16 protein-coding genes are annotated in these 11,760 nt (G+C 49.0%); 9 read left to right on the plus strand and 7 right to left on the minus strand.

Translation table 11 applies throughout. The features are described 5' to 3' along the window. Positions 1–138: 138 nt before the first annotated feature. The 3 genes from VD907_06030 to VD907_06040 are packed head-to-tail and all read left to right on the plus strand — an operon-like array spanning position 139 to position 2,874. Positions 139–699, plus strand: a complete 561-nt coding sequence (locus tag VD907_06030) for an NUDIX hydrolase (GenBank protein HYG84403.1) — start codon at positions 139–141, stop codon at positions 697–699. After that, a complete protein-coding gene (locus tag VD907_06035) occupies positions 692–1,819 on the plus strand; it encodes a glycosyltransferase (GenBank protein ID HYG84404.1) in 1,128 nt (375 codons plus the stop codon). The genes VD907_06030 and VD907_06035 overlap by 8 nt, the downstream gene beginning before the upstream one ends. Before the next feature lie 17 nt (positions 1,820–1,836). After that, positions 1,837–2,874 (plus strand): sugar phosphate nucleotidyltransferase, encoded by a 1,038-nt coding sequence (locus VD907_06040; protein HYG84405.1) that lies wholly within the window; start codon positions 1,837–1,839, stop codon positions 2,872–2,874. On the opposite strand, the gene VD907_06045 is transcribed toward VD907_06040, so the two are convergent. The 3 genes from VD907_06045 to VD907_06055 form a co-directional block, all read right to left on the minus strand. Beyond that, on the minus strand, positions 2,871–3,989 hold the full coding sequence (locus tag VD907_06045) for a glycosyltransferase (GenBank protein HYG84406.1): 1,119 nt from the start codon (positions 3,987–3,989) through the stop codon (positions 2,871–2,873). The two genes, VD907_06040 and VD907_06045, sit on opposite strands and share 4 nt — an antisense overlap. Continuing rightward, entirely contained in the window at positions 3,989–5,425 is a 1,437-nt protein-coding gene (locus VD907_06050) for a sugar transferase (protein HYG84407.1), read from the minus strand. Before VD907_06050 ends, VD907_06045 begins: the two co-directional genes overlap by 1 nt. A 122-nt stretch (positions 5,426–5,547) precedes the next feature. Continuing rightward, positions 5,548–5,841, minus strand: a complete 294-nt coding sequence (locus tag VD907_06055; protein ID HYG84408.1) for a hypothetical protein — start codon at positions 5,839–5,841, stop codon at positions 5,548–5,550. 241 nt (positions 5,842–6,082) lie between these two features. On the opposite strand from VD907_06055, the gene VD907_06060 reads away from it, so the two are divergent. From VD907_06060 to VD907_06075, 4 genes are all read left to right on the plus strand, one after another. Beyond that, positions 6,083–6,445 (plus strand): hypothetical protein, encoded by a 363-nt coding sequence (locus VD907_06060; GenBank protein ID HYG84409.1) that lies wholly within the window; start codon positions 6,083–6,085, stop codon positions 6,443–6,445. 126 nt (positions 6,446–6,571) lie between these two features. After that, complete coding sequence (locus VD907_06065; protein HYG84410.1) at positions 6,572–7,030, plus strand: hypothetical protein; 459 nt, start codon at positions 6,572–6,574, stop codon at positions 7,028–7,030. Positions 7,031–7,348: 318 nt separating this feature from the next. Beyond that, the gene (locus tag VD907_06070) at positions 7,349–7,570 is read left to right on the plus strand and encodes a hypothetical protein (GenBank protein HYG84411.1); all 222 of its coding nucleotides are present in this window, start codon (positions 7,349–7,351) and stop codon (positions 7,568–7,570) included. A 107-nt stretch (positions 7,571–7,677) separates the two neighbouring features. After that, entirely contained in the window at positions 7,678–8,139 is a 462-nt protein-coding gene (locus VD907_06075) for a hypothetical protein (GenBank protein HYG84412.1), read from the plus strand. A 164-nt stretch (positions 8,140–8,303) separates the two neighbouring features. On the opposite strand, the gene VD907_06080 is transcribed toward VD907_06075, so the two are convergent. Then, positions 8,304–8,645 carry a hypothetical protein gene (locus tag VD907_06080; GenBank protein ID HYG84413.1) on the minus strand — a complete coding sequence of 114 codons (342 nt, stop codon included), beginning with the start codon at positions 8,643–8,645 and terminating at the stop codon, positions 8,304–8,306. A gap of 19 nt (positions 8,646–8,664) precedes the next feature. Continuing rightward, positions 8,665–9,129, minus strand: coding sequence for a hypothetical protein (locus tag VD907_06085; GenBank protein ID HYG84414.1), 465 nt, complete (start codon positions 9,127–9,129; stop codon positions 8,665–8,667). A 196-nt stretch (positions 9,130–9,325) separates the two neighbouring features. Between VD907_06085 and VD907_06090 the strand changes: the two genes are divergently transcribed. Then, a complete protein-coding gene (locus VD907_06090) occupies positions 9,326–9,532 on the plus strand; it encodes a hypothetical protein (protein ID HYG84415.1) in 207 nt (68 codons plus the stop codon). A gap of 82 nt (positions 9,533–9,614) precedes the next feature. After that, complete coding sequence (locus VD907_06095; protein HYG84416.1) at positions 9,615–10,499, plus strand: hypothetical protein; 885 nt, start codon at positions 9,615–9,617, stop codon at positions 10,497–10,499. A 112-nt stretch (positions 10,500–10,611) separates the two neighbouring features. Here the strand turns inward: VD907_06095 and VD907_06100 are convergent, their stop codons facing one another. Both VD907_06100 and VD907_06105 read right to left on the minus strand, forming a co-directional pair. After that, positions 10,612–10,992, minus strand: a complete 381-nt coding sequence (locus VD907_06100; GenBank protein HYG84417.1) for a hypothetical protein — start codon at positions 10,990–10,992, stop codon at positions 10,612–10,614. Between the two features lie 157 nt (positions 10,993–11,149). Continuing rightward, the gene (locus tag VD907_06105; GenBank protein HYG84418.1) at positions 11,150–11,554 is read right to left on the minus strand and encodes a hypothetical protein; all 405 of its coding nucleotides are present in this window, start codon (positions 11,552–11,554) and stop codon (positions 11,150–11,152) included. Between the last annotated feature and the right edge of the window lie 206 nt (positions 11,555–11,760).

Here is an 11,760-nt window from a genome sequence, read left to right on the forward strand (position 1 = left end):
AGAGAGGGTAACACCTGGCAGACGACGTCCACCCCAACAGGCATGATATTCTCGTGACCTCGAGCCCTGGGTGTGCATTGCGCACTCGGGGCTCGTTTACTCAGTACCGAATAGACCGCATCTGTTATGATGGAATATATGAGTACCTGGAAAACAGTCAGAAGTAGTTATGTCCATGAAAACCCGTGGTATAAGGTGCGACGCGACGAAGTAGTTCGCCCAGACGGCGAGGCAGGAGAGTATTTTGTCGTCGAAGACCAACCAGCGGTGTTTATTGTCCCTGAAAGTGCAGATAAAAAGATTCTATTGGTCAAACTTCACCGGTATCCGACCGACCGAGCAGGGTGGGAGATTCCGGCCGGCTCGGTAGAAGAGAGTGAACCGCCACTGCTGGCCGCGCAGCGTGAGCTACAAGAAGAAACCGGTTATACGGCTGATTCGTGGCACAATATCGGTAGTTTTGCGATTGCAAATGGCATGTCGACGGGCATCGGCGAAACTTTTGTGGCCCGAAGGCTAGTGGTTACCGATCAGCACGAACAAGCAGAAGAAGGCATTACCGACGCTGCTTTCTTTTCAGTGCCCGAAATTATGGAATTAATTACCGATAACCAGCTGGTAGACGGACCATCGATGACCGCGTTATTCAAATATCTAGTCTGGAATAAGCGGCTACAGTCAGAGGTAAACCATGGCTAGCCCGACCGCAACCGCTCCACGAGTAATTGTCTTTGGCACCTACGACGTTAAGGCGTCACCGCGCGTCCAAGTGTTGATAGACGGACTTAAAGCTCACCATATTGAGGTGATCGAATGCAATGTGCCACTTGGCGTCAATACCGCAGCCAGAGTGGCGATGCTTAAGCAGCCTTGGCGTTTGCCGCTACTGGCGTGGCGCTTGCTGTATTCCTGGTCGAAACTGATTTTTAAAGCGCGGCACTTGCCACATGCCGATATGGTATTGGTAGGGCACTTGGGGCTGTTTGATATTCGCCTGGCGCGGATTTTATTCCGTAAGGTGCCGATTGCGCTCGATTATATGATCAGCGGCTTAGGCACAGCCAAAGACCGCGGCGTCAAAAAAGGCCTGAAAACCAAACTGATTGAATGGCTTGATATGTCGGCTTTAAAGCGCTCGAATATTATTATTGTCGATACCGAAGAGCATTTTGAAGCCTTGCCGCGCCAGTACAAACACCGAGGTTTAGTGGTGTATGTTGGTGCGCCACTCGATTGGTTTACTGTGCAAAAAAGCCTCTCGCGCCGCGCAGTGCATACGCCGATAAAAGCTATTTTTTTTGGATTATTTACGCCACTACAGGGGACGCCGACCATCGCCAAGGCTCTGACGCTAGTCACCAAACCGATAGAAGTAACGCTCGTTGGCGGCGGACAAGACGAACCAGAAGTTCGTGCTATACTGGCTAGTGCGCCACGTCACGTCAAGGTAACCTGGCTGCCATGGGTTGAGCGAGAAAAGCTTCCGGCTTTTGTCGCCAGCCACGACATCTGTTTGGGTATTTTTGGCACCACCGAAAAAGCTCAAAAAGTGGTGCCGAACAAGATCTACCAAGGTGCTGCCATGGGTACGGTAATGGTCACCTCTGATACGCCACCACAGCGTCGTCTATTACAAAAAGGCTCGCTGCTGGTGCCACCGGGTGATGCGGAGGCTTTGGCAAATGCCCTCGATTCGTTAGCTGACGACCCAGACATGGTCAGTCGCTTACAGCAGGAAGCCGCAGCGCTAGCGCACAGTTCATTTACCCCAGAAAAAATTATTATCCCATTAGTCAGCCGCATCCAGCGCGACAAATAAAGGAGGTATCCCTTAGCATGATTGCTGTTATTAATGCCGGTGGCTCAGGTTCGCGCCTTTGGCCGCTTTCAACCCCTGAATATCCAAAACATTTGTTAAAGATGAAGGGCGACGAAAGCTTGCTACAAAGCGCTGTTGCCCGAGCCAAAACTTTAGCGCCACTCGATAAATTGTATGTGATTACCGAAGCGGGCCACGCTGAGCACGTTAAGCGGCAGTTACCTGAACTTCCAGATGACGCTTTTATTATTGAACCAGCTCGCCGCGGAACTGCTGGTTGCATGGTGGCCGGGCTAGAATACTTGCAGTCGCGACACGATAACAACGAGCCAATTGCTTTTTTGCACGCTGATCACGCGATTCGGGATATCGAAGGCTTTCAGCGGTCTTTTGAGGCGGCCGCCAAAGCTACTACCGACCACAAGCGCCTGACGCTGATAGGTATTGAACCAACCTACCCGGCTACCGGATTTGGCTATATTGAACGAGACGGCGCCGTCGACGATCATCAATTTGTCCACCAAGTGGTCGCTTTTAAAGAAAAGCCAGAATTTGATATGGCGAAAAGTTACGTTGCCAGTGGCCGCTATTTGTGGAACTGTGGGTATTTTGTGGCTTCGATTGCAACGTTTGTGGCGGCTTTCCGTGAGTTTTCACCGGAGTGGCACGATAACTACCAGCGACTTTTAGCAGCGACTACCCCTGAAGCATACCAACAGGCGTACTTAAGTTTTGAGAATATGGCCATCGATTACGCTCTGCTCGAGCGAACCACAAACCTGCTCGTCGTACCGGCAACCTTCGACTGGGTGGATCTGGGCTCATTTAAAGACGCCCATTCGGCCTCGGAGCGCGACCAGCGGAACAATTTCGTCAAAGGCTTAGTAGAAACCGAAGAAGTCGAAAATGCCTATATCCGTAACGAAGAAGACAAGCCAGTCGCGGTGATCGGCCTCGATAACGTGGTGGTGGTCAATACGCCAAATGGAGTATTGGTGGCCCGCAAAGACATGAGCCAAAAAGTTGGTGATGTCTCAAAGCGTTTTAATAGCTAGCGTTTATTAAGCTGATCGGCGACGATTTTCTGCATTTTACTAATGAACAAGGTTTTATGAAACCGTTTTGCTTTGCGGTGGAGGGTCGCAGGTAGAAACTCCATGGTTTGGAAGCGGGCGATGGCTTGCTTGAGCGACTCAACGGTTTGCTCGTTGAATAGCACCCCACTGACCCCGTCTTCGACGATTTCGGTGGTGCCGCCTTTGTTAAAGCCAATAACAGGGGTGCCGGCAGCCAGGGCTTCAACTTGCACGATGCCAAAATCTTCTTCGGCCGGAAAGATAAAGGCTTCAGCTTTTCCGAGGCCAGCGGCAACTTCTTTGTCTGAAGCGTTGGTAATGAAGGTGATGGTCGGGCCGGCGATTTTCTTAAGCCGCTCGTGTTCGCTACCGTTACCATAAACGGTGAGCGGTAGGGCTAACTCGGTGCAGGCGGCGACCGCTAAATCAACTCGTTTATAGAGCACTTGCCGCCCGACGATCACAAAACCATGGCGATTTTTGTTAAGCGCCTGATTGGTGAAGCGGTCAACTTCGACCGGCGGGTGCACAACTGTGGCGGTGCGCTGGTAATACTTTTTTATGCGACTCTGCACCTCGCTAGAATTAGCGATCATAATGTCCATATTTTGAGCGGCTTTATAGTCGGCTTTCTTGAGTGGTGGCACCAAAAGGGGCATCAGTAACCGAATAAGCCAGTTTAGTTTGCCAAAGCCAGGATTTCGCTTGTATTCGTGATAATGGCTCCAGTAGTAGCGAATTGGGGTATGGCAGTAGCAAATAACCGTTTGCCCGGGGTGCTTTTTGATTTGTTTGCTTTCAGCGCTGGAGCTGACGATTATAATATCGAAGGCACTGAGGTCGAGTGAACGGAAGGCCCATACCCGCAGCACCGGGAAGAACTTATGTACCTTTGTGAGCCAACTTGGCAGCTTTTGTAGCCAGGTGGTGCGAATATCTAAGCCTTTGTAGGCCGGCATGGTGCTGGGTGTATAGACCGAAGTGTAAATTGGGGCATCCGGGAAAGCTTCGTGCAGCGCCAGAACAGTTTTCTCGGCCCCACCCATAGTGGTTAGCCAGTCGTGGACAATTGCAATTTTCGGTTTATTTGGCATTACAGCGCTCCGTCGCGGGTGAAAATTACTTTAATGGTTTTGAACAAAATTTTAATATCCAGCCAAAAGCTCCAGTTTTGGGCATAATACAGCTCGAGCTCAACCCGCTGGTCGAAGGTGAGGTTATTGCGGCCCGATACTTGCCATAACCCGGTAACGCCAGATTTTACGCTATGGAGCAGCGCGCCCTGTTTTTTAAATAAGCTAATTTCTTCAGGCAAAATCGCCCGCGGGCCGACCAGGCTTAAGTCGCCCTTTAGCACATTAAATAACTGAGGTAACTCATCTAACGAGCTGCGGCGCAAAAACCGCCCAAAAGCGGTAATCCGTGGGTCGTTTTTGACTTTCCGGTAGACTTTATACTCTTTTACTAAGTCCGGCCGACCCATTTCTTTAAAAACAGTCAGGGCGTCTTTGTTACCATAGGCAGCGCCCATGCTGCGGAACTTAAACAAGTAAAAGGGTTGCGAATAACGGGTGAGGCGTTTGCTTTTGTAAAAAACTGGCCCAGGGTTAAAAATCTTTTGCAGGAGTATGAGCACTAAAAATACTGGTGAGAGCAAAACTATGACTACCGTTGTCAGCACGATATCAAAAATTCGCTTCACCACTTCGCCCCAGCCGACCAAGGGCGTTTGTGAGACGGAAATCATCGGGTAGCCTAAGAAGACATCCACCGTATTTTTACCAGAGTAAAATTCGCTTTCGCCAGGAATAAAACTGTAGTTTATGTGGCGGGTTTGGGCGGCATCGAGGATTTTTTTGTTTTTTTCAGGGTCCTCAAAAAGATCGGTTTGGATAATTGTGGTTACACCCAAACTATCGACCGATTTCAAGGCGCTTAATACCGATGAAAAGTGCTTGAGCTCGAGCTGTTCGGGCACGATATTCTTCGGCCCGGCAATCGCTACTACTTTAAAGCCAGATTTTTTGGTGTCGCTGATATTCTCGGCGATATCGCGGACGGTTTCGGACGAGCCAATAATGAGCACTCGGCTGATGCCCCAGCCAAAGCGAAACAGTTGCGAGCGCACCCAGTGAAACAGCTGCCGCTCAACCACTAGCAGAATAAAGGAGCCAAACAGAGCGTAGACTGCCACCAGGCGAGCCGGAAATACGGCTTCGTCAATTACAAAAGCGTAGCCGAGGACGATTAAAATGCCGATAAACGAACCAATAAATAGCTTGCCAATCTCGCTTAAGCGCCGCATACGAATTTGGCTACTGTACAACCCTAGGCTAGCAAAAGCGATAATCCACAGCGGTGCCACCACCAGAAAGGTCAGCATAAAATCAATAGCGTAGACTTCATTCACCAGTGGTCGGCTATCAAATTGGGTGCGCAGCACATACGCCAGCATAAAAGCCCCAAACAGGGTAATAACATCAGCCAGAATCAAAAGAATACTATATAGCTTGGCGTTGCGTGAGGGCATATATGGTGATTATAGCATTTATAGCAGATGAGTTGTGGCGGAAATTTAAGAGGACTCAAGGATGAACCATGAGTCCTCGGTGGCGGCTTCTCAGTTAACTCAAAGAAATCTAAGAGGTAGTATCAGAGGAGGTGCATTGTAGACGTCACGCTTTTGACCTTTGCCCCTCCATTTTTGTCGGTCACTACTTCAATGTGAAAACTTACTTCAGCAGCCGGTGTGTTTTCGCGTGCGATCTGCGTGATTGCAGCGGTGATTTTTAGCAGTTCGTCGCAGGGCACCTCCTCTATTGGTAGCTTCGCTCGTCGAGAAATTGTAGACTGATCCATGCCTGATGCTCTCTCGACTTGTCGTTGCGTGACGCCATAAAGCGCCAGTGCGTAGTCGATCGAGTGAATCGGGGAAGTTTTACTCATGACAGCTCCTTAGCTCGGCGTTCGTATTGTACCACTGTCACGAGGAATTGGGTATGGGCTCGTACGCCTCAGCAGCAGTAAGTAGCGAGTCGTGTCATCAAATCCTGACGTCGTTGCTAGCCACGGTTTTCTCGGTAGGAAACAGATGCAGATAATCACATAAATATTGCTTTTGCAATCATGCTATACTTAAAGCTGGCTGAACTCTTCAGCTGAAGTTGTGCATCGACGGAGGCTTCAAATGACAGGACGTGTCATGCTTCATGAAGGTCTTGCGGGAGTGCGGGAGAAGCTGGGAGAAGAGAACTTCCGCTGCCCTGATAACATTTCTGTTTCTAGTAGCTACGCCAATGCACTCAGTGACGTCGTTCTAAAGCTTATCCAAGAGCCTTTTGCACCAGCGAGCAGTTACGTTACTGTTACCCGTCAGAAATATGAAGAGGATATTATCGTGGACGTTCAGCTTCACGGTAAGCTTAGGGGCCTAGGAAACCTGGTTGAGGCACTGAAGCCCTTGAGCAAAGAGTTGAACCGATTCGACCAGATGCTGTTTTTTGCACATAGTCAGCACGGCTACCAGTACTTGATTCGTAACAAGCGGTAGCTCCATCCACCAGTAGTGACCATCGGGTTGCTGCTGGTGGCTTATTTATTTTAGTGATAAAGATTTATTTTGCGGTAAAATCGCGGTATACTGTGCCTCGTGATCATTTACCCGGATGCAGGTTTTGTGAAAACCTTTTCAGCCGAAGCGATCAAAAAGACACGAGGCTTGCCGCTCTATGAGGGTGGGCCGGGAGTAAATTACAAGGATGCTCCACATGCTTTCGCGCTGAACGCCACACTGCTGTATGATCCACGTCGCTCACCACAGGAAGTAGCGGAGCATGGACCCAGCAAGGACGCAGAGATTCTGCTGGTAGAGCGGGCCAGTGGCCACGGTGAAGTAGGCAGCTTCAGCGGTGTTTCTGGCTATATCGACAGGCCGTGGTATGATGACCCCATTGCCTATACCCTGAAGGAAGAGTTTGAAACCGAGTGTGGTTTTACTCGCCATCAGTTCAGGCTGGTGGCATTCTATGCTGGTCAGCCCACCGTCGAAAACCGGACATGGACGCCCGGTGCTAAGATTACCGTGGTGCCGATTCTCGGGCTCTGTACTGTGAAGCCGAAAATTATTGTGAACTAGGAGGAGCTGCTTAGCTACAAGTGGATTAAGTTGACTTCAGTGAAGCATGCTGAGCGTCTTGCTAGGGGTTACTACAACATTACCTTGCCCTCGGCGCTGGCGGCGATTGGCATACGCGGGGAAGCGCTGAAGAATCTACTGGGGTAACGATTACATTAGCCCGAGTAACGCAAGCGTTTTAGTTGCGGTGTGGCGACCAAACCGGAAGTGCACAGCTTCCGGTTTGGTAATAAATGTGCGGCTGTAGATGCCCCAGGCTACTTGTAGGACCGAACTTAGTTGAGGGATAGTGTTGCAGGCACAACCGAAAGGTTTCAGATGTCCGAGTCAAAGGTCGGAGTGATTAAACAGTGCCAGGAGGGTGGTGTGCTTGTGAGCGGGCCAGACCCGCGTACGCAGGTGAAGAGTGTGCGTCAGCTAGTGATTGGCCAGTCTTACATTCTTCATGCTTGCCTGCCCGTAGAGCTTCTCGGGGATGATCCAGATGATGAGATGGAGTACCATCCCGAAGGCCACGAGACGTACCTGACGCTGGCATAATACGCGACCCGGCTAGTCCATGGATTAGCCGGGCGTTTTAAGTATTGTTCTATACGATGAATTCAAGAAGTTAATCCGTCAAGATGTAGGCAAGGAAAGGTTGTGTCGTGGAAGTCACCACTCGACTACAGAAGAGTGTTAAGGACGTGTCGTTCGAGACTGTCGCCGCCGCGGTCAAGTATACCTGCAATATTGGTGGATATATTCGACCAGAGGTAGATAGGTTCCTGCAGGACAACAAGCTCGTTGGCGTTCCTCATCTTTTTATGGCTACACATTCTTGGGGTGGCAGGAATTGGGAGTTTGAGGAAGGTCGCAACCCACTTTTCTTCCAAGAAGAGAAGGATGGTGGTGGCTGGTACATCTTGCGTGCGGAAGATGTCAAGTACGTGTTCTACGAATCGATGACCTCCGGAAGTAGCCTAGAGGCCGAAAAGCAAGGGGATGGGACCTGGCGCCTCAAGTTGGAGGTACCGGTTACCGAGGAGGATGCTCCTTACACCGGGCTCTACTGGCGATCGTTTCATGAAGCACTAGGCATTGTGGCTCAGAAGTCTGCGGCGGCCTAACTCACGGTCACGGCCAAGCTTTTTTAAGAGGCTAACCATCATACGCTGTGCTGGATGCGTAAAAATCCAGCAGAAACCTCAGTACTAAATGGATTGACATTAAGTTTTGAGGTTTGATTAAAAAAGCGTCCTGCCATCACATGGATGACAGGACGGGAGCAAGACTAGCTTGGCTTGCAGGCTTGCTCGAGCGCAGAGCGTATCTGGTTGAGCTTGTCCTTGACAATGTCCTGAAGTGACCGCTGGTCTTTCCAGCAGTCCATCGTTACATGAACGTCAACGACGTCGAGGTCCCCAGATACAGAAGCTTGGGCGCCGAACCCTTTAAGCTTGGAACTAAAAGCCGCAGTAGTATATCTTCGCAGAGCGGCTGCCTCCTCTGGCGTAAGATCAAACGACACAAAAAGCCTCATTACTGCATCTACCGCGATTTTGCTACCTTCAAGCTTAATATGCTGCTTGTTCCGGCCAGTATCGGGATTAAACTCACAGAGTTTAATTTGCATCGTTCACCTCAGATTGAAGTTAAGACAGCAACTGTAGTATAGCGTATGGACTCTGCTGTGCAAAGCCTCGAATATTGCGAAGGTGTATGAAATTGCGAAGGCCGGTGCGATCAGGGTTGATCGCACCGGCCAAGTTGTCAACGGACCGTGATTTGGCTGTTGGCCTCCCGAAGCAGGCTGCGCGCAGGGCCTTGACTAGCATCTGGCCCCTTTCCTCGCGGGTAATCGTGGAATTGAAACTGACAGTCAAGCTACGGTCGTGGACACTAATGGAGGTAACGCCAGAGTCTTCCAGGCGTGCCAGCCGAGCAATCTGCTCGACAATCCCCCAGGGGTCACCATCATTGGGGATGTCGGTAAAGTTGCAAGAAAGGCTGAGGTAGTAATTGGCGCCCTCATTCAACCGCCAGTTGCATTCCAGAACTCCGTGACCCTGAGAAATGCTGAATCTGGCCTGCTTTCCGGCGGGCAAGGTCTTTCTCATGCTAGCGCTCCTAGCGACAATGTGGTCGAATGACTGAAGTACTATAGCATCTATTATTAAATTAGTCAATAAATTCGCACGATCAGCATATCTCACCTCTTATGGTATACTGGCTGTACGTGGCCGATACCCTAAAGTTACCTAGAGTATCTGTGTGTATCGCTAATGTTCAAAATAAGGTTTTATTGAGGTAGCTATGAATCAACCATCCCCGCAGATCAAAAACGCCAAAAGAATGATGCTCATCTTCGCCGCTCTTTCACTTTTTCTCAGCGCGCTATTTGTTATAGAGTATGTTAACCACCCGAACGAGAGCCCTGTAGGGCGCGTGCCACTCCTAATTATTTCAGTGGTCGCCTGTGTCTATTACGCGACAAAGTATTTTAGCGGTAGAAAGAAATAGTGGGCAAGGCCTGGGTTGAAAAAAATGAGCGAGCTTCCTAGTAAGGTTTATGTCTAACTGGCGGTTAAAACGAGAGAGCATAATGAAACTGGAAAAAACAACCCAAGAAAAAGACGACCAGAAAAGCAAAGCGGAAAAAGCTAAACCTGCAACACCGAAATTGAAGCGGGGCTTAAAGAAGCCTATAAAACTAGCCTTGGCAATCGCTGCGGCCTTGCTGTTAATTCCACTGTTCTACGTGACCTATATCTTTTTTTCGTCACCTGCTGCGATCCGTAACCCACAATTAGAACACTACCATTTTCGTATGCAAGTTTTGGTAAATGGCAAAGCTGAAAACTTTGCTGCAAGTAAGTACCAACAAGATTACGTCAAAGGCCAGTGTAGCGCCAATCTACCCAAAGAACCCATACACTTTCACGACAACCAAGACCAACTGGTGCACATTCACTGGGCGGGCATGACCGGCGGTATGGTAATGAAATATTATGGGTGGGACTATATTGGTGGTATCGATAAAGCCCTCGGCTATAGGCTAGACAATGTATTCGATATCCAAAAGGTAAGTATTCACGGAAATCTGTTGCCTGCAGTGCCAAACGACACTTCGTTTTATGTGTATACAGGCGACGAAAATGGCTATCAAGAAAAAAGTTTTAACGACTGGAAAACTCAAGATTTAGAGCAATTTTTTGGCACAGCTAGCAATTTTCCTGCTTTTAGCCCTAAAGAAACCGGACTTAGCTGGATAGATAAGATCTTCCCCAAAGCTCACGCTCATGCCAGTGAAAGCCACAATCACGAAAGCGCGCATGGCAAGGAAACGTCGCAAGAAAAGTTAACTCGTATCAACAATTTAATTGGCAATGTGGTGCTATTTGTACAAAAAGACAAGCCAACGAATCAGCAGGTGCAGGAAAGATTCAGCGACTTAGAGCCCCTATCCGAGAGCACTTGCGGTGGTTAATATGTACATGAGCGTTTGAGCCTACCTTGTCATGGCGTTTATAGGCTACTAAAGACTGAATTAGTGTGTTAATTTAAGAGCCCGAACGCTGAGAGGGCGTTCGGGCGGGCAGCTAGTAGCTACGAAAACGTTCTGGTACCACAGTTTCATCAAAAATAGGATCATTCGGACGAGAGAAGATACCCAGCGCGCCACTAGTAGGGTCAAAATACATAAGTTGACCGTTTTCACCCCAACTAAATTGATTGTGGCTGAGCAAAATCATATCTGGTGATGCGCTATGGCGGGGCCTCTCAAAATGCTTCGGCCACTCATCGGAGTGAATAGTAGAGGCGCGCCACTGATAAAATATATCTACGACCGGCCCGTACTGAGGGTCATCGCGAAGTGCCAAGCGGTCAATACGGCCGACTATCATAATTTTAAATTTCTGATCGTGAATCATGAAGTACCCGTTATCGAAGAGCTTCAAATCCGCTTCTACTAGTTGCATGACGGCCCTTTCAAGTAGAAAGATGCGCCTAGATCAATAGTAGCAGGTATGTTCATGAACAGAAACCTATGCTACGAGAGCGGCAGGTACTTATTGACGGATACATATAATAACGGGCGAGCAATTGAAGTTCTTTTCTTTGCTCGCCCTTTCTTTCCTAGCTCTTCCCGTAAGGCCATTTATTCAAGGCAGGACAGGCATCTCTGTTCCGTGCTCTACCGCTGTTTGTAACAGCAGCAGACTGGCTGTCATCCTTTGTACTACTCGTCTTAACCAAGCGCGAAAGCTCAGTGATAGTATCCTTAAAAGATACGTTAGATGCCAGCTTGTCGATCAATAGCTGCAAGATTCGGGGTTGAAGCTTGATGATCTCGTGTTCTTCAAGCGGGATGGAATCAATGCCGCCTCGTTCACCAATTGTATTAAGGAATTCGAATGCGGTTCTGTAAGTAACCACCTCGTTTGGTGAATGCTGATAAATAACCGCGACAGCTCCGTAAGCCGATTGACCAAACACAAGCAGCATAGCCTGAGAGGTGTCAGTCTGGATATCGAGAGCCATAATGCCTCCACAGTCAGAATGTGCACTGCTGATACAGTAGACTATCTTCTATGAAGAGTCAATGACTCAACTTACGCCGCCGTAGAAGTAGCAAGGAGTATACAAAAGCTCTGTAAGTTAAGTCGAAGCTATCTGTAAAGCAATAAATAGGAATGCAGATTATGCGGGGCTCATGATTTGTACCGCAGTCTCGCTTATACTAACGA

It is taken from the genome of Verrucomicrobiia bacterium, from assembly GCA_035629335.1.
Taxonomy (GTDB): Bacteria; Patescibacteriota; Saccharimonadia; order Saccharimonadales; family Saccharimonadaceae; genus DASUUR01.